This is a genomic window from Tenacibaculum aiptasiae (assembly GCF_965221665.1).
Lineage (GTDB): Bacteria > Bacteroidota > Bacteroidia > Flavobacteriales > Flavobacteriaceae > Polaribacter > Polaribacter aiptasiae.
This window is the reverse complement of the sequence record NZ_CBDCSN010000002.1, coordinates 1,340,810-1,367,754: the sequence shown is the minus strand read 5'-3', so window position 1 is coordinate 1,367,754 and position 26,945 is coordinate 1,340,810. Positions and strand designations below refer to the sequence as shown.

Sequence of the window (26,945 nt, the reverse complement as noted above, 5' to 3'; positions counted from 1 at the left end):
CTCTTAATATAAAGAAACAAATATTTTTTTATATTCGCTAACTGTTAAAGAAATCTTAAAACTATGAAACGAATACTACTATCATTTATTTTTTTATTACCAACTATCCTAGCAGCACAAAGTACCAATCTTGATCGAGAAAGGTTTAGTGTTTCTTATGTAAAACTTCCTTCTGATCCTATTATAGATCATGACAAAAGAACATTTTCTATCAATCTTAATGGAATTTCTATCCAAGGATATTCAAGAGTAAACGCACCAGGTACTTTAGATATTAAGTATAATTTTGAAGGCACAACAGTAAGTGATATAAGCATTGAAAAAATTAAACACGAAAAGAAAAACAAAGACGGTAAAGTAATATCGGTATCTTATACTTACAAAGCAAAAGCTAAGTATACTTCAAGAGCAACTATTAATGTTATTAATTCTTTTAACGGTAAGAGTTATGAGCAAAACTTTCAGGAAAAATCATACTACACCAGTAATGCTTATAACAGCTATTATAAAGCAGAAAGGCATTATGCAATTAATAAATATGATATAAAAAGTAATCATAGATCTAAGCATAAAACTGGTATTAAATCTAGTATCAAATCTTATTTAAACTCAAGATATGGTTATATTCCATTTACTACTAATCGTGAGTTTTTATGGATTCTAGGTTCTGATCGTCATCCAGAACATAAAAAACATCATGAAGCATATAATAAAGTGAAAACAATTTTTGCTAAAATGAAGTATGATGAGCCTATGGATGAAATTCACAAAGAATTAGAACCTGTTATACAATATTTTAACGACGTTATTCCTCGATACCCAGGTAAAAAACGTAAAATGAGAAAAGTAAAATATGCTAGTTATTATAATCTTGCTAATATTTACTACTACTTAGATATGCCTGAAAAGGTGAAAGAAAATGCTCAAAAGTTAATTGAGAATGGTTATGATAAATCTGATGGAAAAAGATTTTTAAGATATGCTGATGCATTAATTAAAGATTTAGAAACGAATCAGATGAAGTCACGACACATGAAAGTTATTACTGAGGATCTTAGTAATATAGAAAAAGAAGCAGAAGAAGTTGCTTCACCACAACCTAAACAAAACTTAGAATTTAATAAAGCCTATTTAATTACTAAGAAAAACGATACTGTTTTAGTTGATATAGACACTAAAAATATAGATAAGATTGCTTACGATGTAAGAACGGTACAATACGACAATAATGGTTCGCCAATAGGAACAAGAATAAAAAAAGCAAAAGTTTGCAAAGAACTTTTATTTGTTGATGGTTTACATTATAAAAACATCAAATTTAAAGAATCTTCTGCTAAAAATGGGGCATTAAGCGTTAGTAAAGCTTTAGAAGGAGCTTCAGACAAATTATGTAAAGTATTATTTGAATCTGATAAAATCAACTTATATAAATTCAATAATAAAGAGCTTGTATTTGTTACTCCTGGAAGTGATAAAGGAAAATCTACTTTAAGTATGGGATTTGTATTTGGGTTTAAGAAAAACCTAATGAAACTTGCCAAAGACTGTCCAGAGGTAGCTAAAAAGGCAAAAGCAAAAGCCTACAAAAACACAGAGGAAAGCTTATTAAAATTCTGTAATGATCTTACAGATTGTGATACTTCAAAAAGTATAAAATAAAACACTCTCAAATAAAGAAACGCAACCTTACCGGTTGCGTTTTTTACTTTTATATCGTTTATGAAAAATTCAACAATTTAAAATGATGTGTTTTAATTTTCTATTTGTTTTTGAGTAGTTTTTTAAGAAGTATCTTTACACAAAAATTTTACAATGAGTTTTATAATTAGGTCCGGAGAAAGTAAGGATGCTCAAGCTATATTAAATTTAATTATCGAATTAGCCGTTTTTGAAAAAGAGCCAGATGCAGTAAAAGTTACCGTTTACGATTTATTACGTGATGGTTTTTCAGACAATCCTAAGTTTAAAACTTTTGTTGCTGAAGAAGCAGATGGGAAAATTATAGGAATGGCATTATTTTATGAACGCTACTCAACTTGGAAAGGTAAAGCAATTCATTTAGAAGATTTAATGGTAACTGAATCTAAAAGAGGAATCGGGGCTGGTAAAGCTTTGTATACTTCAATTATGAAATACGCTCATGAAAATAACTTTAAAAGAGTTGCTTGGGAAGTGTTAGACTGGAATCTTGGTGCTGTTAACTTTTATAAAAGTACGGGTGCTACCGTTTATGATGAATGGAGAGTATGCCATATGAGTGAAGATAACTTAAGAGAATTTTACAATGAGAATATTTAAGTTTGGAGGAGCATCTGTTAAAGATGCAGAAAGCGTAAAAAATGTAGCTCGTGTTTTACAACACGAAGGAACTGAAAATCTTTTAGTTGTTATCTCTGCAATGGGTAAAATGACCAATGCTTTTGAAGAAATTATAAACAACTATTTTTATAAAAAAGATAGCTTACAAAACTCAATAGATTTTGTAGTAAACTACCACCAAGAAATTATAGATGATTTATTTGAAGAAAATCATGAGATTACTAATAAAGTAAATCTTTTATTTGGTGAGTTAAGTGGTTTTATGGCTCAAAATACCTCAACTGATTATAATTATGTATATGATCAAATAGTAGGGTTTGGTGAACTTATATCTACAAGTATTGTAAGTGCTTATTTAACTAAAATTGGAGTAAACAACCAATGGTTGGACGTAAGAGATTATATACAAACTAATTCTAATTTTAGAGATGCGAAAATTGATTGGAAACTAACTGAAAAGAAAATCAGTGAAAATGTAAATACTTCTCAACTAAATATAACTCAAGGTTTTTTAGGTAGTAACGGAAAAGAAACTACAACCTTAGGAAGAGAGGGATCTGATTACACTGCTGGTATTTTTGCTTATTGTTTAAACGCTGAAAATGTATCTATTTGGAAAGATGTTGACGGAGTTTTAAACGCAGATCCTAGAGTATTTACAGAAACGGAGTTATTACATGAAATATCATATACCGAAGCTATAGAAATGGCTTTCTATGGAGCTTCTGTAATACACCCAAAAACAATTCAGCCTTTAGAACAAAAAAACATACCATTATTTGTTCGTTCTTTTAAGGATATTACTAAAGACGGAACTTGCGTGGGAAGAGGAAAAAAAATAACACCAGAAGTACCTTGTTTTATCGTAAAGAAAAATCAAATTTTAGCTTCAATTTCTGCTAAAGACTTTTCTTTTATGGTTGAACACAACATTAGCGATGTATTTAAAAAATTACATGAGTATAAATTGAAGGTAAATTTAATTCAAAATTCAGCCATTAGCTTTTCTGTTTGTATAGAAGATAAGTACAATCGTTTCGATGCCTTTTACAATGATTTACAAACAAATTTCAATATTAAATCATACAAAAATGTAACGCTTTATACGATTCGTCATTTCAATGATGCAGCAATAAAAACCATACAAGAAAGAGGTAAAGCTATTATACGTCAAATTAATACAGAAACAGCTCAATTGGTCATCGAATAAAAGCTATTAAAGCTCGCAAATTTCCGTTATATTTGCAATTACGTCGAATTGATATCTGTGTATGGGATTAGTAACACCAAAAGAAGTTGCAAAGGCAATAGGAGTCGATAAACTGGGAGCGTTTGGAACGTTTTCTGGTTGGCTATTAATGAAAATTTTGCGTATTTCTACGGCCAATAAAATTTATAATAAACATAAGCATAAGAAGGACTTACCTTTTTTAAATGGACTTTTGAATGAGTTTCAAATTGAATTTGAAATTCCTGAAGAAGATTTAAAACGTATTCCTAAAGAAGGACCTTTTATTACCATTTCTAACCATCCGTTAGGAGGTATAGATGGGATTTTATTGCTTAAATTGTTGGTTGAACACAGAGCCGACTATAAAATTATAGCCAATTTTTTACTACATAGAATAGAGCCTTTAAAGCCTTATGTAATGCCGGTAAATCCTTTTGAAAATCATAAGGATGCTAAATCGAGTGTTGCTGGTATTAAAAATGCATTATTACACTTACGTGAAGGAAAACCTTTAGGTATTTTTCCAGCAGGAGAAGTTTCTACTTACCGAGATGGTAAATTAATGGTTGATAAAGAATGGGAAGAAGGAGCTGTACGTTTAATTAAAAAAGCTAAAGTACCAGTAATTCCTATTTATTTCCACGCTAAGAATAGTCAGTTATTTTATTTCTTATCTAAAATTAGCGACACCTTACGTACTGCTAAATTACCTTCAGAATTACTTTCACAAAAAAGCCGAGTAATTAAAGTTAGAATTGGAAAGCCTATTTCAGTAAAAGATCAAGATACCTACACTGAGATTCCAGATTTTTACCAATTCTTACGTAAAAAAACATATATGTTGGCGAATCCTTTTGAGAAAACACCTCAAAAGATTTTATCAACACAAAACCTTAAAATACCTAAAAAGGCAAAGAAAGTTACTTCACAAAAATCTTCTGCTCTTTTCATTAAAGAAGTTGATGAGTTAAGAGACAAAGGAAGCAGACTATTGCAAAGTAAAAACTATGAAGTCTTTTTTTCTAACGCAAAAGAGATTCCGAATATTTTACATGAAATAGGACGATTACGTGAAATTACCTTTAGAGATGTTGGAGAAGGTACGAACAAAGCTATTGACTTAGATAAGTTTGATAGGTATTACCACCATTTATTCTTGTGGGATAATGTACAAAATGAATTGGTAGGTGCCTATAGAATGGGTCTTGGAAAAGATATTTTTAAGAAATATGAAATTAACGGATTTTATATCCATACTTTATTTAGAATAGAACCTGAATTATATTCAATGATGCAGAGTACCATTGAATTAGGTAGAGCTTTTATATCAAAAAAGTATCAGCAAAAACCAATGCCTTTATTCCTTTTATGGAAAGGTATTGTTCATGTTACTTTACGTTACCCTAAGTACAAATACTTAATGGGTGGAGTAAGTATTAGTAATCAGTTTTCAGAATTTTCAAAATCGTTAATGATTGAATTCATGAAGTCTCATTACTACGATCCATATGTAGCTCAATACATACATCCTAAAAAAGAATTCAAAGTAAGTTTGAAAGACGCCGATAAAGATTTTGTTTTTGATGCTACTAAAGCTGACATGCAAAAGTTTGATAAAATTATTGACGAAATTGAACCTGGAGCTTTACGTATTCCTGTATTAATTAAGAAATATGTAAAACAAAATGCACGATTAGTTGCCTTTAACGTAGATCCGAAATTTAACAATGCTGTAGATGGATTAATGTATATTAAAGTAGCCGATATTCCAGACAGTACTGTTAAACCTGTTATGGAAGAGTTTCAAGCCGAATTAGAAAGGCGTGCTTCTGAGAGTTTAAATAAATAATACTATTACCTTATAAAAGGATGCTTGTTTAAGCATCCTTTTTTTATACTTTTAAACCAAAATTAGCTACCTATGAGTGTTTTAAAAGAAAATCTTACACAGTACATACAAACTATCATAAACAATGAAAATTTGAATTCATTTGTACCTGAAATTGTAAAACACTTTTCTCTTAAAACCCTTACTAAAAACGAATACTTTGTTGAAGAAGGTAAAATTTGCAAACACTTTTGCTTTATAGAAAGTGGCGTTTTACAACATGCTATTCAAGTTTCTAACGAAGAAAAAACAACTTATTTAGGTTTAAAAAACACTTGTACCGCCTCTTTAAAAAGCTTTTTACAACAAACCCCTTCTCGCAAAAATATAAAAGCTTTAAGCGATTGTAATTTGTGGATAATTTCTATTACTGATTTTAAACTTCTTTTAAAAAATAACAAAGGCTTTCATCAGTTTTATTTCAATTTAATTGAAAATCAAATTTTTTTAATTGACGATTATCGTATTGATTTACTTACGCTAACTCCAGAAGAACGTTACCAGAAATTATTATTAAACGAGCCCATATTATTACAAAAAGTTCCTCTGCATTATTTAGCCTCTTTTTTAGGAATTTCAACAAGGCATATGAGTAGAATACGTAAAAATGTAAAATAACGCCAAATGGCTAATATTTGCACATTTTGTTTGCTTATTTTTGGAACAAGTTTATAATTTAATTTGAATTTATTATGAAATACCATCCAATAAATAGAGATTTATTTATTAAAAATCGTAAAAACTTTATGGCACAAATGAAGCCTAATAGTTTAGCTGTTTTTAATTCGAATGATATATATCCAGTAAGTGCTGATAGTACTTTACCTTTTGAACAACATAGAGATATTTTCTTTTTAAGTGGTGTAGACCAAGAAGAAAGTATTTTAGTAATATTCCCAGATTGCCCAAAAGAAAACTTACGTGAAGTTTTATTTTTACGTGAAACCAATGAGCACATTGCTGTTTGGGAAGGTGAAAAATTAACTAAAGAAAAAGCTTTAGCTACAAGTGGTATTAAATCTGTTTTTTGGTTACAAGACTTAGAAAAAGTATTAGCTGAAATGATGGCTTTAGCAGACACAGTTTATATTAACACAAATGAGCACTATCGTGCTTCTGTAGAAACAGAAACTCGTGAAGCTCGTTTTAACAAATGGTTATTAGCCAAATACCCTGCACATTCAGTAGCTAAAAGTAATCCTATTTTACAGCGTTTACGTTCTGTAAAAGACCAAGTTGAGTTAGACTTATTACAAACTGCTTGTGATATTACCGAAAAAGGTTTTAGACGTGTTTTAGACTTTATAAAACCTGGTGTTTGGGAATATGAAATTGAAGCTGAATTTATCCACGAATTCATTAGAAATCGTTCTAAAAAATTCGCTTATACACCAATTATTGCTTCAGGAAACAATGCAAACGTATTACACTACATTGAAAACAATCAACAATGTAAAGCTGGTGATTTAGTTTTAATGGATGTTGGAGCAGAATACGCGAACTATTCTTCTGATATGACAAGAACTGTACCTGTTTCTGGTCGTTTTACTGATAGACAAAAAGCTGTATATAATGCTGTAAATCGTGTAAAAAACGATGCTACAAAATTATTAGTTCCTGGAACCATTTGGGCTGATTATCATGTAGAAGTTGGTAAACTAATGACTTCTGAATTGTTAGGTTTAGGTTTATTAGATAAAGCTGATGTACAAAACGAAGATCCAAACTGGCCTGCATATAAAAGATACTTTATGCACGGAACTTCTCACCATATGGGGTTAGATACTCATGATTATGGTTTATTACATGAGCCAATGCAAGCTAACATGGTATTTACTGTTGAACCTGGTATTTATATTCCAGATGAAGGTTTTGGTGTTCGTTTAGAAGATGATGTAGTTATCCAAGAGACTGGAGAACCATTCAACTTAATGCGTAATATTCCAATAGAAGCTGATGAGATTGAAGATATTATGAATAAATAATCTTTTATTATTCTTATAAAACCTTAGTTTACCACTAAGGTTTTTTTATTACTTTTAACTTTCAAAAAATTGCAAGAATTACATTATATAAATTATAATGATTTCTATTTTACATTATTAAAGACACAAAGAAAGTATGAAAAAGAAACTTTTAGGAATGATTTTAATTTCATTTTTTACAATCAATCAAGTAATTGCTCAATCTAACATTAATAACTTAATTAAAGAAGGTATTCAACACCATGATAAAGGTGATTATAAAAAAGCTATTGAAACATATGAAAAAGCTTTAAAACTAGAACCTAAATCACCTCTAGCTAACTATGAAATTGCATTAAGTTATTTCTCTAAAAAAGATTATAAAAAAGCCATAAAACATTCTGATATTGTTCTTAATCAAAATGATAAATATATGCTTCAGGCTTATATGACTAAAGGTTCTGCATTAGATTTACTTGGAAAAACAAAAGAATCTATAAAGCTTTTTAAAAAAGCTATAAAAAACACTAAAGGGCATTATCTTCTTGATTATAATTTAGCTTTAAATTATTTTAAAATTAATGATTTAAACAACGCTGAACAAAACGTTATTAATGCAATTAAACAAAACCCTAATCATTCAAGTAGTCATTTAATGTTAGCAAAAATCCATAACCTTAAAGAAAATTCTGTTCAAACACTGTTAGCAACTTATTATTTTCTTTTTTTAGAACCAAACACAACAAGATCTAATGAAGCTCTTCAATTATTGCAGCATAATTTTGGTGGAAAAAATGTATCAAAAGATTCGAATAAACCAAACACTATAAATATAACTCTTTCAGAAAATAATGATAGTCAATTTGGCGCTGCAGAATTAATGGTTTCTATGCTAGAAGCATCTAAATCATTGGAAGAAAACAAAGAGAAAACATCAGATGAAATGTTTTTAAAAAACACTAATTCTTTTTTTACTATTCTCGGTGAATTAAAAGAAGAAAAGAATAAAGAAATTTGGTGGAGTTTTTATACTACTTTTTTTTATAATTTATCAAAAAGTGAACACTTAGAAACATTTTGTAAATACATTACTCAAAATGAAAATGATGCTTCAAATAAATGGTTAACTCAAAATGAAGAAAAGCTAATTAAGTTTGACAGTTGGTTAAAATCTAACTAAAACCAGAAAACCCCGCAATATTTGCGGGGTTTTCTTTTCTATATAAAAAAGCTTACTCTACTTTTAAGCTGTATTGTGGTGTTGGGTTTAATGGGCAAAAGTATACATACTCTCCCTTTTTTAAAGTTACTTTCTTAGAAGTAGACTTTCCATTATTCTTTACTAAAGAAGTTACATATGCATTTTTGATATGATCTTTTGCTTCTACTTTTCCTTTTGGAGCCAATACAAAACCTACATCATGTCCTACTCCTTTATTAGAAATTTCAAAAATATAAGTTCCTTCTTTTAAGGTTAATGCTTTTTGAGTAAACTCTCCTTTAGTTTGCTCTAAAGCTACTGTTTTAACATCTTGTGCATTTGCTTGAAAAGCGATTCCTAATGTTAATACTAAAATTGCGATAATACGTTTCATTTGATTTGTTTTTATAATTATTGATGATTTATTTTAAGGGTTGAGCAGCCTTGTAGCCTATAACTCCGTTATTATAGTTATGCCTCACATATTACTACAAGAACTAACTCAAATTTTATTATGCGTTTACGTTAAATTTTCCTGATTCTACTTTTGGAAAATCGATTTCAGTTTCAGCAATGTGGTTAACATAGTTTGTTAATGTATTTGATACTACGTTTAATACTATTTCTAATACATCTCCGTCGTTATAACCTGCTGCTTTTACTGCTGCTATCTCTTCTGAACTTACTTTACCTCTGTTTTTAGTTACACTTTGTGCAAAGTTTAATCCTTCTTGTACTTTTGCGTCAGCTGCTATTCCTTGTCTATTTTGAGCAGTTTCTTCTTCAGTTAAACCATTCATTTTACCAATAGCAGTATGTGCTGATAAACAATAGTTACACTCGTTTTCTTCTGCGATTGCTAAAGCTAATTGCTCTCTAAACTTATTAGAAAAATTTCCACTTGCAGTTAACTCTCCTAAGCTTAAATAGCTTTGCAATGTTGCTGGTGAATTACCAAACACTTTTATTAAATTAGGAATAAAGCCTAATTTGTTTTGTACTGCATCAAATAATTCTTTTGATTTTCCTGTTGTTGTTTCTGGGTTTAATGTTTCAATTCTTGTACTCATTTCTTTATTTTTTTTAGGTTCTTATTTTTGTTTGTCACACAATTCTCCTTCAGAAAATTGATTTTCGTATTCTTGGTATCCCCAACAATTAGGGCACTGATATTCTTTTGTCTTCATCTTTTTTGTTTTTAATTAACCGTGAAAACCATCGGTTAAAATTCTAGTACAAAGATGCGACGAGAATGCTCTTCTAAAAATGGACAAAGGTTCCTATGATTAGGACTTTTTTTAAAATATTAACCTATGTTAATTGGCTGATTGAAAAAGAATGTTATATTTGTCTCATTATTACATAACATATCCCCTTATGTTATACCCCCTTTAATAATACCCCTTACTCGTAGCCCTTGTGTGTTGCGAGTTTTTTTATGCCTTTTGTTCTTTTTGAAATTGTTTTGGCGACTGCCCTGTTGCTTTTGTAAAAAAGCGAGAAAAGTATGCAGGATCATTAAATCCTAAATCAAAAGCAATGTTTTTTATAGCTTCTGTTGAATATAAAAGCTGTCGTTTTGCTTCAGTTATCACTCTATCTTTAATAAAATCACTTGGTGTTTTTGCTCCTATCTTTTGAAAATGCTTTGCCAATGATTTTGGAGAAATACCTAAACGATTTGCATAATCGGTTACGCTATGTAGTTTTTTAAAGTTTTGCTCTACCAACAAACTAAAGTCTTTAAAAAGCTTTGTTTCGGAGTCTTCTTTTATAATATGGTGCTCTTTTTTAATTCTTACCGAATGAATTATAAACTGTTTCAAATATGCCTGTAACATATCGTATTGAGCCGTATCTGTATTCTTTAATTCATCTTTTAAGTTTTCAATAATGAAGTTTAGCTTTTCTATGTCTTTTTCACACGGTTTTACAAATGGTGTTTCATAGATATTATTAAATAAAATTCCATTACAGGCTATTTCTGAATCGTGTGTTTGAATACAATAAAAGTCTCTAACAAAACTTAACATATGTGCTTTATTTATATTTTCTGATTCGACTGAAAATATTTGCCCTGGCGACAAAAAACACAATACATTACCTTCAAAAGAATAGGTTTCAAAGTCTATACTATATTTCCCACTACCCTCTTTTATCCAAAAGATTTTATATTCATCTATTCGTTGAGGTTTGTTTATAACACAAGTTCTCTCAAACTGAATTGTTTGTAAACTAAAGATATCTTTGTACGAGTGTGAGGTTACTTCTTGTATAGCCATAGTTTTGCATAGTTTTATTCTTGGTCGAAAAAAAACGATTAGCTAACAAAACAAAGCTATATTTGGGCTAAAATTAATTACATGTCTATAAAGAGATTTTTATTTATTTGTTTTCTAATTTCTCACAGCATTATTTTCTCACAATCTAATTGGAAAAAGTTTAAAAAATTATCTCATCAGAAAAAGATGTGGGTAGTGTTTCATCCATTTAAAGCTAAAAAAGCTTTGGATGTTTCACGTGAAGCAAATAGAATTGCTGACTCTATTAAAAAGTCTCCTTTATTAGATGGAGATCCCTCTGGCGGACAAGTAGACGCCTTTCGTCATGCTTTTTGGATGGCTAGTTTACGACAAAAGATAGGTCTTAATGCAGCACGTTCTCTAGGAAAAGCTCATGAAAGAGAAAATTACAAAACTTATAAGAAACGAAAACTAGAAGACGGAGTTGTTCCTGATAAAATATCAACCACCATGGATTTGTTTAATAATGAATTCGGATTATCACTTACTTACAAAGGAAGTAAAACTCCTAAAAACGGATTAATCTACAGAATTATTAACGCCATACATGCTGGAAAATTAAAAATTATTAAAAAAGATAAAAACGGTCGTTTTTTAACCTGCAAAAATAAACTCATTAGTCAGGAATCATTAAATGGGAAATGGGAAAACAATAAATGTTTGGTAAACTCTAACACTGACAGATAATGCAAAAAGTATATTTTATTTCTGGTACTATGTGTACTGTTGATTTATGGCAATTTGTATTTCCTAACTTAGAAAACATTAATCCTATCCATATTGATATTAGTAATGCTCACTCTTTTGAAGACATAAACAGTATAATTCTATCAAAAATTGAAGCTGATACACCTGTAACTATTGTTGGCTTCTCATTAGGTGGATTTTCTGCTTTAAATTTCGCTATTCATTTTCCTAATAGGCTTAAAAAATTAATTATTGTTGCTGCAAATACCAATGGCTTAAATGACAAGGAAATTTTATTAAGAAAAAGTACTATTGATTTTTTAGAAAAACACAGCTACAAAGGAATATCTCAAGCTAGAATTCAACAATTTTTACATCCAGATAATCATAGTAATCCAAAAATTACTGGAATTATAAAAAAAATGGATAGTGATTTAGGAAAAGAAGTTTTAATCCAACAGTTAAAAACTACTTCTTCTAGAGTAGACATATCTCAACAAGTTACTCAATTAAATATTCCAATATTATTTATTTCTGCTGAAAATGACACCTTGGTTCCTTCAGAGGCAATCAAAAAAACTACTAATAATACTTTAAAAGGAAAATTTATTAGTATTAAAAATTGTGGTCATATGATTCCTTTAGAAAAACCAAAAGAGTTATCTAGTATTTTGAATGTTGTCTTGAAAGATTAAACAATCTATCTATTTTTTCTGAAATTGGAAGGTGTTATTCCCTCAAACTTTTTAAACGCACTATTAAAAGAAGACAAACTTCCAAACCCTATTTCAAACGCTATTGATGAAATGGTAAACTTTTCGTTTTTAGAATCTAACAGCATTTTTTTAGCTTCCTCGACCCTATAATAATTAATAAAATCATTAAAATTTCGTTTTCCATATTCATTAATTATCGATGATGTTTTTTGTGTACTCTCCCCTATTAAATTACTTAATTTAGAAAGTGTTAAATCTGGTTTCAAATACAACTCATCATCTATAATTAATTTAGATATTTGATTAAATAATACTAAATCGTTATTAAGTTTAAATGCATCTCCATCTATTTCTGTAGCTTTTAACTCAAAAGCCTTATAACTGAGAAAATAAATAATTACTGAATACATTATAGGACCAATAATATAAGGAACCGATTCTTCAATAAGGTTCAAAAAGTAGGAAATCCAAATAACAACAAAACCTATAACAACTAGCTTTAACCAGTCGAATATCGCTTTTTGCGATTTTGTTTGTGCTTCATTTTTTACTTCCCTCCTTTTATCTCTTAATATTTTCCATGAAAACCCTATATAAAAAGCAAAATGTAAATAAATGAACAGAAGTACACTTGAAAGTAAAATTATAACTACTCTATCATTTTCAAATGATTCTTTGGTTATAAAAAAACTCATTACAAATACGAGAAAAAAAGGAATTAACTCTAAAAAATAAGTCTTTAAAAACTTAAAGTTTGACTTAGTCATTCCTAAAGTGTACCACCTAAGAAAAGGACCTATTAATAGTAAAAAAGCAAGTCCAGCAAAGATAAATATAGGTTCCAAATCGTCACCAAAATTCATCATTACCGATTTTCCTATTCTAAATGCCATAAAAATCAAAATCAACCCTAATAATAAATTAGTTAATGTTTTTTTCTTTTTAAAAAGGCATAAGTAAAATGCAAATAAGATTCCGTGCAATAAGCCGGCACTACTAATAATAACAAGAAGTATTTCTAAAAAACTCAACAGAATATTTTTATCAAATTTATAAATATTTACTAAAAAGCAAAGCACAAACCTCTATATAGATTCATGCTTTCAAAAACAATCAAAAATATTTTCTTATAGTTTGCTTTTAGCTTTGTTTTTAGCATAAGATGTTAATCCAAGTAAACCAAAGAAACGACCTATCTCTCCTTTCATTCCTGCAATAACACTATGAGATGCTAACAATAATCTATCTATTGATTTATTTTCACGTATTAATAGCTTATCAATTAACTCTTTTGCTTTTTTGGATCCTTCATTTTCGTATACCTGTAAAACTTTTACAGCGTTCTCTTCTCCTGTTATTTTTCTATATTTAGGTGTATAACCAAGTTGTTTCACCATTGTTTCTGCTAGTTTCCATGTAGACCATGGGTTTTGTCCAGTAACTAAATTATTATCGTGACTTATCGTTTCTAAATACATCGTTCCTTCATGAAACTTAGCTCCCTTAGACACTAATTTGTCTTGTAATAGAAATGGAAATATTGATTCTGCATCAGGTATTAACAACAGTTCTTCTTTATTCGTAAAACTACTTACAGTCTTATTTTCTAATAGATGGGTTCCATTATCAAGAGTTACATTTACTAATGCTGATGGACCATGACAAACTGCTCCTATAACTTTCCTTGATTGATATATTTTTTTTACAATTTCTTGAATTGCTTTATTATTTGGAAAATCGAACATTGCTCCCTTACCTCCTACAAAGTATACTGCTTCGTAATCGTCAGCAATTACATTATCTAAAGCAATTGTATTACTTGTTTTATATTGTGCTATTGGGTCATTTAAAAAAGCATAATCAAATTCTCTCATATCATCTTTATCTATTACTACAGGTGGTTTTCCTCCTAACGGACTTGCTACATCTACTTCAAAACCATTTGCTTTAAAAACATAATAAGCTCTTGATAATTCAGTTAATTCATACCCTGTACTCTTTCCACTATTCCCCATCGTATTAGTACTGGTAACAACTGCTAATATTTTCCCTCTATTAGAAATTACATTTTGAGATAAGTACGTAATATTTTCTGCTCTACTCTTTGTTAAATCTTTTTTCATTTCTTCAAGAGGTAAAAGATTTATAAACCAAAGTCCAAAAGAAACAATAAGAATTACTAAACTAAGGATTGAAATTAAGGTCCATTTTAGTTTTGGATATTTTTTAAGCATGGTATTTATTTTTAATAATTATGCTGCTAATTACTATAAACAAACCCGTAAAGACTGAGTAAATGATAATTTCGTCAGAGGAAAAGATTATTTAATCAATTATTTTTTAAGAAACTACAGCCTCTATTTAAACCCATTCTAAATATTTAAGAAAAGAATTCGTAAAGTTTGTCCGTGTAGCCTTTAGCTCTTAAATTTGTATTATAATATAATCAATAAACAAAATAATGGGATTATTAAAATCTTCGATAGGAAGAAAATTTGCCATGGCACTTTCGGCGTTCTTCTTGATGTTTTTCTTATTACAGCACTTTGCAATTAACATTACTTCAATTTTTCCAGACAATGGAGCAACATTTAACAAGTTATCCCACTTTATGGGGACTAATGCGTTAGTACAATACGTAATGCAACCTGTCTTAATTTTTGGTGTAATTTTTCACTTTGTAATGGGATTTGTATTAGAAGCAAAAAACTGGAGTGCAAGAAAAGTAAGTTATGCTAAAAATAATGGTGCGGCCAATTCTACTTGGATGAGTAGAAACATGATTTGGTCTGGTGCAGCTATTTTAGCTTTTGTTGTTTTACACTTTATCGATTTTTGGTTTCCAGAAATCAACACTAAGTTTATTCAAGGTGACTGGAGTGGTTTACACGATGGAGAATTTAGATATTTCCACGAGTTACAACACAAGTTTTTAAGTCCAATTAGAGTTGGTGCTTATGTTGTTGCATTTGTATTCTTAGCAATGCACTTGTTACATGGCTTTAATTCAGCTTTTCAATCAGTTGGAGCAAATAATAAATATACTAAAGGATTGAAAACATTTAGTAAAATTTATGCAATTGGTATTCCTGTAGGATTCATCATCATTGCTTTATTTCACCATTTCAATCATTAATACCTAATAAGTATGGCTACTTTAGATTCAAAAATTCCAAAAGGTCCATTAAAAGATAAATGGACATCTTATAAAGATAAAATTGACTTAGTAAATCCTGCCAACAAGCGTTTAATAGATGTAATTGTAGTTGGTACAGGTTTAGCAGGTGGTTCTGCTTCAGCAACATTAGCTGAATTAGGATACAATGTAAAAGCATTTGCTTATCAAGATTCACCTCGTCGTGCACACTCTATTGCTGCACAAGGAGGTATTAATGCTGCTAAAAACTATCAAGGTGATGGGGATTCTTTTTACCGTTTATTTTATGATACCGTAAAAGGAGGAGATTACCGTTCACGTGAAGCAAACGTATATCGTTTGGCTGAAGTTTCTGCAAATATTATTGACCAGTGTGTGGCACAAGGTGTTCCTTTTGCTCGTGATTATGGTGGTTTATTAGATAACCGTTCGTTTGGAGGTGTATTAGTATCTCGTACTTTTTATGCTAAAGGACAAACTGGACAACAATTATTATTAGGAGCTTATTCAGCAATGAACCGTCAAATAGCTCGTGGTAAGATTGAAATGTTCAATCGTCATGAAATGTTAGATGTAGTTATTGTTGACGGAAAAGCACGTGGTATTATAGCTCGTAACTTAGTTACTGGTGAAATAGAGCGTCATTCTGCGCATGCTGTAGTTATTGCTTCTGGTGGATACGGAAATGTATATTTCTTATCAACTAATGCAATGGGATCTAACGCTACTGCTGCATGGAAAATTCATAAAAAAGGAGCGTATTTCGCAAATCCTTGTTATACACAAATTCACCCAACATGTATTCCTCGTTCGGGAGACTACCAATCGAAATTAACGTTAATGTCTGAATCATTACGTAATGATGGTAGAATTTGGGTTCCTAAGAATATGGATGATGTAATGGCAATTAGAGAAGGTCGTAAAAAACCAACTGATTTGTCTGAAGAAGAAAGAGATTATTACTTAGAAAGAAGATATCCTGCATTTGGTAACTTAGTACCTCGTGATGTTGCTTCTCGTGCTGCAAAAGAGCGTTGTGATGCTGGTTATGGAGTAAATGCTACTGGAGAGGCTGTATATTTAGATTTTAAATCGGCAATTGAGCGTTACGGTAAAGAGCAAGCTAAATTAAAAGGTATTGAAAATCCTTCAGCAGCTAAGGTTACTGAATTAGGTGAAGCAATTGTTGAGGCTAAATATGGAAACTTATTCCAAATGTATGAGAAGATTGTTGATGACAATCCATATAAAACACCAATGATGATTTATCCTGCAACTCACTATACAATGGGTGGTATTTGGGTGGATTATAACTTAATGACTACTATTGATGGTTGTTATGCTATTGGTGAAGCAAATTTCTCTGATCACGGTGCTAACCGTTTAGGAGCTTCTGCTTTAATGCAAGGTTTAGCTGATGGTTACTTTGTATTACCTTATACAATTGGTGATTATTTATCGGGAGATATCCGTACTGGAAAAATCCCTACTGATACCAAAGAATTTGACGAAGCTGAAAAAGCTGTTAAAGATCGTATCGATTTCTTTGTAAACAATAAAGGAGAACATTCTGTAGATTACTACCACAAAAAGCTTGGAGTTATTATGTGGGAAAAATGTGGAATGGCTCGTAACGAAAAAGGTTTAAAAGAAGCAATGACAGAAATTAAAGCTTTACGTGAAGATTTCTGGAAAAATGTAACAGTTCCTGGAGGTGCAAACGAAATGAACCCAGAGTTAGAAAAAGCTGGTCGTGTTGCTGACTTCTTAGAATTAGGAGAATTATTTGCTAAAGATGCCTTAAACAGAACAGAATCTTGTGGAGGTCACTTTAGAGAAGAATCTGTAGAATTAGATGGTCCTCAAAAAGGAGAAGCTAAACGTGACGATAAAAATTTTGCATACGTATCTGCTTGGGAATATAAAGGAGAGCCTGCTGATGCAGTTTTACACAAAGAAGAATTAGAATTTAACGATATTGAATTAAAACAACGTTCATACAAATAAGATAGTATTATGAATTTAACACTTAAAATTTGGCGTCAAAAAGGCGCAAGTGATAAAGGAAAAATGGTCGATTATAAAGTGACCGATATTTCTGAGCATATGTCTTTCTTAGAAATGATGGATGTATTAAACGAACAATTAATTAATAAAGGTGAAGAGCCTGTTGCATTTGACCATGACTGTCGTGAAGGAATTTGCGGTATGTGTTCAATGTATATTAATGGTGAAGCTCATGGTCCTGACCGTGGTGTAACTACTTGCCAGTTACACATGCGTATGTTTAAAGATGGTGATACGATTACTATTGAACCATGGAGAGCAGCTGCATTCCCTGTAATTAAAGATTTAGTAGTTGATAGAAGTTCTTTCGAACGTATTCAACAAGCTGGTGGATATATTTCAGTAAACACTTCTGGTAATACACAAGATGCGAATGCTATTCCTATTTCTAAGGAAGCTGCAGATAAAGCTATGGATGCTGCTACTTGTATTGGTTGTGGTGCTTGTGTTGCTACTTGTAAAAATTCATCTGCAATGTTATTCGTAGGTGCTAAAGTTTCGCAATATGCTTTATTACCTCAAGGACAAGTTGAAGCTACAGAACGTGTTAAAAACATGGTAGCTCAAATGGACTTAGAAGGTTTTGGTAACTGTACTAATACTGGTGCTTGTGAAATTGAGTGTCCTAAAGGAATCTCTTTAGAAAATATAGCTCGTATGAACTCAGAGTTTATAAAAGCTACATTAAAAGGATAAAAAATACCTTATATAAAATTAAAAAACTCAAGCTATTTGCTTGAGTTTTTTTGTTGGTGAAACTTGTAACAAAAAATAAGCTAAGAATACTTATATTGTAGAGGTAATCTATTAAAAAGAATCAAATGGGAATTTTCGATGAAATTAAAAAGAAATTAAGCCACGAGTTTATTGATATAATTGAATGGCTTGACAATACAAATGATACTATTGTTCATCGTTTTGAACGCTACCAAAATGAAATTAAAAATGGTGCTCAATTAGTAGTAAGAGAAGGGCAAATCGCTGTATTTATAAACGAAGGGCAATTAGCCGATGTTTTTAAACCAGGAACCTACACTTTAAACACTCAAAACTTACCTATACTTGCTACTCTAAAAGGATGGAAATATGGTTTTAACAGCCCTTTTAAAGCTGAAGTATATTTTGTTAGTTCACGCATGTTTACTGACGAAAAATGGGGAACTAAAAACCCTATTACTTTAAACGATGATCGTTTTGGTTTTGTAGAAATAAGAGCTTTTGGTACTTATGCTTTTAAAATTAACGATGCCGGTAAGTTTATAACAGATATTGTTGGTACTGATAGCCATTTTACCAATTATGAAATAAATGAGCACCTTAAAAGTTTAATCTCTACTCGTTTTACTGATACTATTGGTGAAGCTAATTTACCGATTGAATTGTATGCTGCTAATACAAACGAGTTGTCGGAAACTTGCTTAGAGGTAATGAATCCTGAATTTAATTCAGTAGGTATTTCCTTAGAAAAGTTTTTCATTGAAAATGTTTCAATGCCAGAAGAACTGAAAAAGGAAATTTTTGAATACAGTAGACTTAATAAAGTAGATTTAGATAAGTTAGCTAAATTCAAAGCTGCTAAAGCAATGGAAGCCGCTGCTTCTAACGAATCTGGTGCTGCTGGTGCTGGTATGGGAATGGGAATGGGCTTTGCCATGGCTCAACAAATGGGAAGCTTATTTAACCAACAAACGCAGTCAAAAACAGTAAATCAACCTGCTTCAACTGGAGCTACTCCACCACCATTACCAAATCAAGTTCAATACTATTATGCAGCTAATGGTCAGCAAGCTGGACCTGTTAATTTTGAAGCACTTAAGAATTTATTTGCGACTAGAAGTATAAACGCTGAAACCTTAGTTTGGAAACAAGGAATGGCCAATTGGACCAGCTTACAAAGTGTACCTGAATTACAAAACTTATTAGGTTCTGTACCTCCACCTTTACCAAATAATTAAAATATCAATCTATAATTAGAACTTAACCTATTATTCTTTAATAATGGGTTAGTTTTATATGATTCTAATATCAATGAATCAAGAAACAATACAACATTCTGAACAAAAAAAACCATGTATTAATTGTGGTGCTGAATTACTATATAAACCTGGTTCTTCTGAAATTAAATGTGAATATTGTGGTTATGAAGAAACAATAGAAAAAACAGATTCTGTATTTGAAGAACTAGAGCTATACCCTTATTTAGAAAAAATGGGGGCACAATCTCATACTGAAAAAATAAGTATGCTGCATTGTAAATCTTGTGGTGCAAATCAACATATAGAGGAAAACTATAAATCTTTACACTGTGTATATTGTAGTCAACCTCTTGTTGTAGAAGATGCTTATGACGAAGATTGGATTTTACCTGGTGCTGTGCTTCCTTTTCAATTGACACATAAACAATCTCATGAGATTTTTAGAAAATGGGTAAAAAGTTTATGGTTTGCGCCTAATAAACTTCAAAAAGCAGCTTTAGATCCACAAAAAACAAAAGGTTTATATGTTCCTTATTGGACTTTTGATGCTGAATTATTTGCAAATTATACTGGTCAACGAGGAGATTATTACTATGTAACTGAAAGTTATAATACTGTTGAAAATGGAAAAAGTGTAACAAAAACAAGGCAAGTTAGAAAAACTAGATGGACACCAGCTTATGGATCTGTTAGCGGTTTTATCGACGACACCCTTATTAACGCTTCTAAGAAAAGAAACAATTCTTTACCAAACAATATAGCTAATTGGGATTTAACTGCCTTAGAAACCTTTAATTCTAAATATTTAGCAGGTTTTGTTACTGAGAAGTATACACTACCTTTAGAGGATGGTCATTTAAAATCTAAACAAGAAGCTGAGAGAATAGCAACTAATTGGGCTTGTAGAGATATTGGTGGCGATACACAGCGTGTAAGCACTTTAGACATGACGCTTTCTGAAGAAACATTTAAGCATATATTATTACCAGTTTATATCTCTTCTTATTTATTTAATAGTAAAAAGTATCATTTTTATGTAAATGGTCAAACTGGTAAGATTTCAGGGAATAGACCTTATTCTTTCTGGAAAATATTTTTCTTATGTTTATTTATACTTACAATTATTGGTCTAATTATCGTTTTTTCTGAAAAATAAAACGAGGTATTCAAAATATAAATCATTTATAAAAATTAAAAACCGAGTTGAAATCAACTCGGTTTTCTACAAACAGTAAATTAAACTTTTTCTTTATTAAGTTTCTCTTTACTAACAAACCCTTTAATCTTTATCATTTTTCTCGATTGTTTAGCATTTGATATAATAGTAACAGCCTTTGAAAATCCTCCCATTCTTGAAGTATCATAAGAAACTTGTATTTGTCCTTTTTCACCAGGCATAATTGGTTTTTCTGGTTTTTTCGGTATGGCACAACCACAAGTAGATTGAACTCCAGTTATAATTAAAGGCGCATCTCCTATATTGGTAAATTCAAATGTCCTTGTTCCTTCTGATCCTTGACTTATTTTTCCGTAATCTATAGATTCAGTTACAAACTTAAACTCTTGCGCATTCATTGTTACTCCAATAAAACAAAGCACTAAAAAAGGTAAAATTGTTCTCATATTTTCTGTTTTAAATTATTAAATCATTTCTTTCTTTATTTTTTCAATCATTTCAATAGCATTTTCATCATTCGGTTTTAGTTTTAAAACCTTCTGATAACTTTGCAGCGACTTTTCATAGTTTTTATTTGTGTAATAAGCTTCTCCCAAACTATCAAAAACGTTGTATTTATATGGATACATCTTTGTGTTTAATTGAAATACAAATAAGGCTTTTTCTATTTGCTTAGAACGCAATAGCTTATATCCAAAAGTATTTAACTCTCTGCTCCCCTTTGTAAACTCAGCAAAAGAAACTATTAATTTTTCTTCCTCTTTCTTTAGGTCTTCTAAAGATTTAAAGTTCATTAAACTATGTAAGTTTTCTGCTACGATATATTGTGGTGCATATCTTTTTCCTTGAGTAATAGCAAGCATATCTCTTTCATAATCTTGCTTTGGAGATTCAACAATTCTTCCAACCTCTCTATTATTCTTATAAAAAATAAAAGTAGGTACTCTGTGAATATTCAATCCTTTTTCTTCACCATTAGGTGATGCTTTGTATGCCTCAGGCTTTCTATCAACCGCAATAGCTTCTAAATTCTTTAAATCATATCCAGCCTCGTCTAATACTTTATAAAATTTTGGAATTCCTCGTTTACTATCTCCACACCAGCTACCATAAAAAATCTTGATCGTATAGTCTTTTAATTGCTCTTTAAATTCGTTTATTACATCTTTGTTTGTGATATAGTCTTCATAGTTTTTTTGAAACCACGAAAAGTCTTTTGTTTCAAAAGCTTTTTTGTTAGTTTTTCCTAACAACATAACTCTTCCTTTACTATCTAAAGTAGTTTTATTAATCTGTTGAGCACAAATTGTACAGCTAATTAAGAGGAAGCTACCAAGTAATATTTTTTTCATTTTTTTTGAATTATACCCGAATTTATTTCATTCTTACTCTAGAAAAAAACTTGAAGTATATACTGCTTAAAAAACAGTATTAACAACATAAATTCAAAATAATATGCAGTACGTACCGATGAAATAGCCTTTCGTACTTATTCTTTTGCTGAATGGTGAATTTTTACTTACTTACATAGCCTATGATTACATTAAATAGAAAAAATAGCACAGAGGCTTTAATTCATGTGCTTTTCTGGGTCTTATTTACTTTTGTCTCACTATTTGTTTTTACAAAATATTACTGGGCTGAAAACCCTTTTTTACAGTACTTTTTTATACTTGTAGTTATTGTATATACAAATAATCAAATTTTATTACCCTACTTTGTCAAAAAGAAGTGGTATGTCTGGTATTCTTTACTTTTTATTCTTATTTCATTTTTAGCAACACAATTGTATTGTAATGTTTTTACTCGCTGTGGTTGTACTATTATGAAATGTTTGAGTGATTACTTATGGCAAACTTTAACTCCGTTGCTTTTTTTTTCATTTATATGGATTCTTTTCAAATACATTGATCAATCTGAAGAAGTAGAAAAAATAAAACAGGAAAGAACTGCTATGGAATTGAAATTTTTAAAATCTCAAATAAATCCACATGTACTATTTAATAATTTAAATACTATTTACTCGTATTCGCTAGAAAAACCTGATAATACTCCTGATTTAATTTTAAAGCTATCAGATAATTTAAAACATGTATTATATGAAAGTAATGCTGAAAAGGTAAGTCTACAAAAGGAAATACAATTTCTAGACAATTATATTACTTTTCATAAAATTAGAACCGAAGGATTGAAGCAAATTAAATACAGTACTTTCTCTGATAATGATACTTATACAATAGCTCCTTTACTTTTAATAACTATTATTGAAAATACTTTTAAACATAGCTCTGTAAATAGTGTTATTGATATTGAAATTATTGCTAAAAACAATACTCTTGTTTGTATCACTACAAATAGCTTTGATAAAAAAACTATTAAAAACAATAATACTATTGGTTTAGGAAATTTAAAAAAACGATTAGATTTATTATACAAAGACAACTATAAATTAGATATTGATTCCTCTGATGTTTTTAAGGTAACATTAAACCTCAATTTAAGTTAATAAGCTATGAACTGTATTATTATTGAAGACGAGCTTCCTGCTCAAAATATTTTAAAAAATTATATTAAAAAAGTGCCTGGTATTCATCTTACAGATACTTTTCAAACGGCTATATCAGCCAATGGCTTTTTTAAAAATAATACTGTTGATACCGTTTTTTTAGATATTAATTTACCTGACATTTCTGGGTTAGATTTTATTAAAACAATTAAAAACCCACCAAAAATTGTTATTACTACCGCATATCCTGATTATGCTGTTACAAGTTTTGAATTAGACACTATTGTTGATTATTTAGTAAAACCCTTTTCTTTTGATCGCTTTTTAAAGGCAATAACTAAAGTTGAAAAGCATTTAAGTCGTGAAGAGATTAAACAAGAAAATGTACTTTTTTTAAATATCGATAAAACAATACATAAAGTACACATTTCCGATATCTTGTATTTAGAATCTGATAGAAACTATGTTACTTTTCATACAACTTCAAAAAAGCTAACTATTATTGATTCTCTTAAAAAATGGAGAGATTCTTTAGAAAAGAGTCATTTTTTACAAATTCATAAATCATATATAGTAAACACAAAAAAAATAGATAAACTCACCGGAACAAGTTTATCTATTAATAATATTTCTTTGCCTGTAGGAAGGACTTATAAAAATAGTATAAAGGCTATTTTAAAATAGCCTTTATTTTATTATTTCTTCCATGTATTTTCAGCATCTCCACCACCCCAAATTACAGTAGCTAAATACGGGTTATCAATTAATGGATTTCTATTTCCTTGCGCATTTGCAACTACGTTATTACGTGTTTTTTCAAAATCTGATACTGGATCATCTATATTCCATTGTAATAATAAGTCAATCATATTATTATCAGATGAATTCGTATCACCTACGATTACATTTTTAGGTAAACATTGGTTACCATAACGTAAATACATATACATTATCATACGAGCTACATCACCTTGCCATTCTTCACCAGGATACCAGTTTCCAGATACATCCTTAGCATTACCTGATCCAGCAGCAAATAATTTATTTCCTCTTTGAGAATTAAAAGTTACATCTGATGGTCTTAAGTGATGTGCATCAGACCCAGGTCCAGTACTTCCTAAATTAGGAGTTCCTAAAGATCTTGGATAAACATGTTCTCTATTCCAATCTCCAGAATTACCTCCATTTTTATCCTTACCACGAGATCTATCATTTACAGCACTACCATCATTATCATCATACCCATAAACTAAAAGAACTTTAGTATTATCAGTTGGATCTAAATCTGATTGCTTTAACACATTCCAAACACCTGGAGTATATTCCAAATTTGTAGCATGTGTACTTGATACCTTTGTTGCTAAAGCATCCTTTAATGACGACCCTGTTAAATTAAAGTTTACATCGTTATAATAACTAGTTAATGATGAAGGTATATTGAAATTTCCTGAATTATTAGAATTACCAGTAGAAGCTTTTACTGTAACAGTAATAGTAGCTGTAGAACAACTCGATGTTGTAATCGTACTACATATTGTATATTTGAAAGAATCGTTACCTACAAAATCTTTAGCTGGAGTATAGGTAAAGTTACTTCCGCTTTGCGTTATTGTTCCGTTCTTTAATGAAGTAGATTCAACTGTTATCTTAACATTACCTTGTTTGTAAGTATCGTTAGATAAGAAATCAGAGATAACTTTTGCTGTATTTTCTTCACCTTGATAAGAATCGTTTACTGCAGTAACTTTATCATCTGGTTCTGTTATTACTTCACTATCATTTCCTCCACAATTAATATATAAAAAGGTTATAAACCCTAACATTAATATTCTTTTCATCATTCTATGTACTATTTAAATTTACTTTGTTATTATTTTATCGTGTACTTTAGTTGGTATATTATCATTCCATTCTGTTAATATATCAGTAGCTACACTTGCTCCACTACCTGCAGCAATGGCAAATTGACTACGCCATCCAGCTAAAGTTCCGCAAACATACAAACCTTTTTTTATTAGATGGTTAAAATTACGTAATTGTATTCTGTCTTTCATAGCATTAGCACGCATATGTGGTTCAATATACTGCTCTAAACCTGCTATTTCAAAGGGTTTTGAATAATTTAACGCGACTACCACATTTTTACTTAAATATTCATTCTTATTGGTAATCACTTTATATATTCCATCTTTATCATCTAAAACAGCAATTACTTTTTCATTTTCTAGCTGTGAAATAGCTGGGTATTGAGTTTTTAATTGTTCTTTTCCTTCAGTTAATATATCTTTTCCTAAAGTTCCGGGAGCTAACCCTAAAACATTATTGAATAAGGCATTTTGTAAATGAGAAGATCGTTGATGTAAGATAACCCCTACTTTTTTATCCTTACTATATTCTTTATTTTGAGCAGACCCTAGCACTAATGCACATTGCATACCTGCAACTCCTCCTCCAATAATTAAAACGTCAAAAATCATTTATGCTAATAATACTTTTATGTTTGTTGCAAATAATTTTACAGCAATTGCTAATAAAATTACACCAAAAATCTTTCTAATTATCTTTATTCCATTATTACCTATCATTTTTTCAATTTTAGAAGATGTTTTTAGCACGATGTAAATAACTAATACATTTAGTAAAACCGCAACAATAATATTTCCTATATGAAATTCAGCTCGTAAAGATAAAAGTGTAGTTAAACTACCTGGACCAGCTATTAATGGAAATGCAAGAGGAAAAACAGTTGCTGTTAATGTTTCATCTTCGTCTTCTTTGTACAACGTAATTCCTAAAATCATTTCTAAAGCTATAAAGAATAAAATAAAAGCTCCTGCTACAGCAAAAGAATGTACGTCTATCCCAATTAAACTCAACAATCGTTCTCCTACGAATAAGAATAAAATCATAATAAAACCTGCTATTACTGAGGCTTTTTCTGATTGAATATGACCTACTTTCTTACGTAAATCAATAATAATAGGAATGTTTCCAATAATATCGATTACTGCAAACAATACCATGAAAGCAGTAAAAATTTCTTTTAAGTTAAAATTCATATTATGATGTTTTTCAGGTGCAAAATTAGATAAGTAATGTTACAATCTAGTATTTTTGCATTTAAATTTACGTGAAGTTAACATAAACTTCCAACTTTAAATATCTTTTATGTTTCAATTAGGAAAGACCATCGTTTCAGAAGACCTTATAGAAAAAGACTTTGTTTGTAATTTATCGGCATGCAAAGGTGCTTGTTGTATTGATGGTGATGCAGGTGCGCCATTAATAGAAGAAGAAACTAAAATTTTAGAAGACATATACCCTAAAGTAAAGCCTTTTCTTCGTAAAGAAGGTATTGATGCTATTGAAAAACAAGGAACATGGATTACAAGTGACTTTGGAGAACTAGAAACTCCTCTTATTGATGATGCTGATTGTGCTTATGTGATTTTTGATGATAAAGGGACTGCTCTTTGCGCTATTGAAGAAGCATACAACCAAGGTATTGTAAATTGGAAAAAACCTATTTCTTGCCACTTATACCCTGTTCGTGTTAAAGATTATAGCGAGTTCTCAGCTGTTAACTATCATAAATGGGAAATTTGTGATGATGCTTGTTCTTTAGGTAAAGAGCTACAGGTACCTGTTTATAAATTTGTAAAACAGGCTTTAGTTAGAAGATTTGGTCAGAATTGGTATGATGAATTAGAAAAAATGGCTGAAAAAAATTCAAAATAAAAAAAGAGGTGATTT

The 26,945-nt window shown here is 30.2% G+C and carries 27 protein-coding genes; 17 read left to right on the top strand and 10 right to left on the bottom strand.

Annotated elements, in window-relative coordinates:
- Positions 1-63: 63 nt before the first annotated feature.
- The 7 genes from ACOQN8_RS06545 to ACOQN8_RS06515 all read left to right on the top strand — a co-directional run bounded on the left by ACOQN8_RS06545 (position 64) and on the right by ACOQN8_RS06515 (position 8,582).
- Entirely contained in the window at positions 64-1,659 is a 1,596-nt protein-coding gene (locus tag ACOQN8_RS06545; RefSeq protein WP_420552083.1) for a hypothetical protein, read from the top strand.
- 153 nt (positions 1,660-1,812) lie between these two features.
- Positions 1,813-2,298 carry a GNAT family N-acetyltransferase gene (locus ACOQN8_RS06540; protein ID WP_420552082.1) on the top strand — a complete coding sequence of 162 codons (486 nt, stop codon included), beginning with the start codon at positions 1,813-1,815 and terminating at the stop codon, positions 2,296-2,298.
- Positions 2,285-3,529 (top strand): aspartate kinase, encoded by a 1,245-nt coding sequence (locus ACOQN8_RS06535; protein WP_420552081.1) that lies wholly within the window; start codon positions 2,285-2,287, stop codon positions 3,527-3,529. Before ACOQN8_RS06540 ends, ACOQN8_RS06535 begins: the two co-directional genes overlap by 14 nt.
- A gap of 61 nt (positions 3,530-3,590) precedes the next feature.
- Entirely contained in the window at positions 3,591-5,399 is a 1,809-nt protein-coding gene (locus ACOQN8_RS06530; protein ID WP_150897966.1) for a GNAT family N-acyltransferase, read from the top strand.
- A gap of 72 nt (positions 5,400-5,471) precedes the next feature.
- Positions 5,472-6,056, top strand: coding sequence for a Crp/Fnr family transcriptional regulator (locus tag ACOQN8_RS06525; RefSeq protein WP_420552080.1), 585 nt, complete (start codon positions 5,472-5,474; stop codon positions 6,054-6,056).
- A 74-nt stretch (positions 6,057-6,130) separates the two neighbouring features.
- Positions 6,131-7,423 carry an aminopeptidase P family protein gene (locus tag ACOQN8_RS06520; protein ID WP_420552079.1) on the top strand — a complete coding sequence of 431 codons (1,293 nt, stop codon included), beginning with the start codon at positions 6,131-6,133 and terminating at the stop codon, positions 7,421-7,423.
- 136 nt (positions 7,424-7,559) lie between these two features.
- A complete protein-coding gene (locus tag ACOQN8_RS06515) occupies positions 7,560-8,582 on the top strand; it encodes a tetratricopeptide repeat protein (RefSeq protein WP_420552078.1) in 1,023 nt (340 codons plus the stop codon).
- A gap of 52 nt (positions 8,583-8,634) precedes the next feature.
- On the opposite strand, the gene ACOQN8_RS06510 is transcribed toward ACOQN8_RS06515, so the two are convergent.
- From ACOQN8_RS06510 to ACOQN8_RS06500, 3 genes are all read right to left on the bottom strand, one after another.
- Positions 8,635-8,997: a cupredoxin domain-containing protein gene (locus tag ACOQN8_RS06510; protein WP_150897970.1), complete on the bottom strand. Its 363-nt coding sequence runs from the start codon at positions 8,995-8,997 to the stop codon at positions 8,635-8,637.
- Positions 8,998-9,115: 118 nt separating this feature from the next.
- Positions 9,116-9,673: a carboxymuconolactone decarboxylase family protein gene (locus ACOQN8_RS06505; RefSeq protein ID WP_420552077.1), complete on the bottom strand. Its 558-nt coding sequence runs from the start codon at positions 9,671-9,673 to the stop codon at positions 9,116-9,118.
- Between the two features lie 366 nt (positions 9,674-10,039).
- Positions 10,040-10,885 (bottom strand): helix-turn-helix domain-containing protein, encoded by an 846-nt coding sequence (locus ACOQN8_RS06500; protein ID WP_420552076.1) that lies wholly within the window; start codon positions 10,883-10,885, stop codon positions 10,040-10,042.
- A gap of 81 nt (positions 10,886-10,966) precedes the next feature.
- Here ACOQN8_RS06500 and ACOQN8_RS06495 point away from each other — a divergent pair, with 81 nt between their 5' ends.
- Positions 10,967-11,593 (top strand): DUF6973 domain-containing protein, encoded by a 627-nt coding sequence (locus ACOQN8_RS06495; RefSeq protein WP_420552075.1) that lies wholly within the window; start codon positions 10,967-10,969, stop codon positions 11,591-11,593.
- Positions 11,593-12,288, top strand: a complete 696-nt coding sequence (locus ACOQN8_RS06490) for an alpha/beta fold hydrolase (protein ID WP_420552074.1) — start codon at positions 11,593-11,595, stop codon at positions 12,286-12,288. Before ACOQN8_RS06495 ends, ACOQN8_RS06490 begins: the two co-directional genes overlap by 1 nt.
- A 5-nt stretch (positions 12,289-12,293) precedes the next feature.
- Here ACOQN8_RS06490 and ACOQN8_RS06485 read toward each other — a convergent pair whose 3' ends face one another.
- Both ACOQN8_RS06485 and ACOQN8_RS06480 read right to left on the bottom strand, forming a co-directional pair.
- Positions 12,294-13,202 carry a helix-turn-helix domain-containing protein gene (locus ACOQN8_RS06485; protein WP_420552073.1) on the bottom strand — a complete coding sequence of 303 codons (909 nt, stop codon included), beginning with the start codon at positions 13,200-13,202 and terminating at the stop codon, positions 12,294-12,296.
- 234 nt (positions 13,203-13,436) lie between these two features.
- Complete coding sequence (locus tag ACOQN8_RS06480) at positions 13,437-14,543, bottom strand: type 1 glutamine amidotransferase domain-containing protein (protein ID WP_420552072.1); 1,107 nt, start codon at positions 14,541-14,543, stop codon at positions 13,437-13,439.
- 224 nt (positions 14,544-14,767) lie between these two features.
- Between ACOQN8_RS06480 and ACOQN8_RS06475 the strand changes: the two genes are divergently transcribed.
- The 5 genes from ACOQN8_RS06475 to ACOQN8_RS06455 all read left to right on the top strand — a co-directional run bounded on the left by ACOQN8_RS06475 (position 14,768) and on the right by ACOQN8_RS06455 (position 20,665).
- Positions 14,768-15,445, top strand: coding sequence for a succinate dehydrogenase cytochrome b subunit (locus ACOQN8_RS06475; RefSeq protein ID WP_150897991.1), 678 nt, complete (start codon positions 14,768-14,770; stop codon positions 15,443-15,445).
- 12 nt (positions 15,446-15,457) lie between these two features.
- The gene (locus ACOQN8_RS06470) at positions 15,458-17,473 is read left to right on the top strand and encodes a fumarate reductase/succinate dehydrogenase flavoprotein subunit (protein ID WP_420552071.1); all 2,016 of its coding nucleotides are present in this window, start codon (positions 15,458-15,460) and stop codon (positions 17,471-17,473) included.
- Between the two features lie 9 nt (positions 17,474-17,482).
- Entirely contained in the window at positions 17,483-18,229 is a 747-nt protein-coding gene (locus ACOQN8_RS06465; RefSeq protein WP_420552070.1) for a succinate dehydrogenase/fumarate reductase iron-sulfur subunit, read from the top strand.
- Positions 18,230-18,354: 125 nt separating this feature from the next.
- Positions 18,355-19,488 (top strand): SPFH domain-containing protein, encoded by a 1,134-nt coding sequence (locus ACOQN8_RS06460; RefSeq protein ID WP_420552069.1) that lies wholly within the window; start codon positions 18,355-18,357, stop codon positions 19,486-19,488.
- A gap of 73 nt (positions 19,489-19,561) precedes the next feature.
- Positions 19,562-20,665: a TFIIB-type zinc ribbon-containing protein gene (locus tag ACOQN8_RS06455; protein ID WP_420552068.1), complete on the top strand. Its 1,104-nt coding sequence runs from the start codon at positions 19,562-19,564 to the stop codon at positions 20,663-20,665.
- A gap of 80 nt (positions 20,666-20,745) precedes the next feature.
- On the opposite strand, the gene ACOQN8_RS06450 is transcribed toward ACOQN8_RS06455, so the two are convergent.
- Entirely contained in the window at positions 20,746-21,132 is a 387-nt protein-coding gene (locus tag ACOQN8_RS06450) for a DUF1573 domain-containing protein (RefSeq protein WP_420552067.1), read from the bottom strand.
- Between the two features lie 18 nt (positions 21,133-21,150).
- Complete coding sequence (locus tag ACOQN8_RS06445; RefSeq protein WP_420552066.1) at positions 21,151-22,038, bottom strand: tetratricopeptide repeat protein; 888 nt, start codon at positions 22,036-22,038, stop codon at positions 21,151-21,153.
- A 482-nt stretch (positions 22,039-22,520) separates the two neighbouring features.
- Between ACOQN8_RS06445 and ACOQN8_RS06440 the strand changes: the two genes are divergently transcribed.
- Complete coding sequence (locus ACOQN8_RS06440; RefSeq protein ID WP_420552065.1) at positions 22,521-23,192, top strand: sensor histidine kinase; 672 nt, start codon at positions 22,521-22,523, stop codon at positions 23,190-23,192.
- 6 nt (positions 23,193-23,198) lie between these two features.
- The gene (locus ACOQN8_RS06435; RefSeq protein WP_420552064.1) at positions 23,199-23,876 is read left to right on the top strand and encodes a LytR/AlgR family response regulator transcription factor; all 678 of its coding nucleotides are present in this window, start codon (positions 23,199-23,201) and stop codon (positions 23,874-23,876) included.
- 11 nt (positions 23,877-23,887) lie between these two features.
- On the opposite strand, the gene ACOQN8_RS06430 is transcribed toward ACOQN8_RS06435, so the two are convergent.
- From ACOQN8_RS06430 to ACOQN8_RS06420, 3 genes are read right to left on the bottom strand one after another with little or no spacing between them, the layout of a single operon-like run.
- A complete protein-coding gene (locus tag ACOQN8_RS06430; RefSeq protein WP_420552063.1) occupies positions 23,888-25,033 on the bottom strand; it encodes an endonuclease in 1,146 nt (381 codons plus the stop codon).
- Between the two features lie 18 nt (positions 25,034-25,051).
- Positions 25,052-25,669: an FAD-dependent oxidoreductase gene (locus tag ACOQN8_RS06425; RefSeq protein WP_420552062.1), complete on the bottom strand. Its 618-nt coding sequence runs from the start codon at positions 25,667-25,669 to the stop codon at positions 25,052-25,054.
- Positions 25,670-26,251, bottom strand: a complete 582-nt coding sequence (locus tag ACOQN8_RS06420) for a MarC family protein (RefSeq protein ID WP_272150953.1) — start codon at positions 26,249-26,251, stop codon at positions 25,670-25,672.
- 109 nt (positions 26,252-26,360) lie between these two features.
- Here ACOQN8_RS06420 and ACOQN8_RS06415 point away from each other — a divergent pair, with 109 nt between their 5' ends.
- Positions 26,361-26,930 (top strand): DUF3109 family protein, encoded by a 570-nt coding sequence (locus tag ACOQN8_RS06415; RefSeq protein WP_420552061.1) that lies wholly within the window; start codon positions 26,361-26,363, stop codon positions 26,928-26,930.
- Positions 26,931-26,945 lie beyond the last annotated feature (15 nt).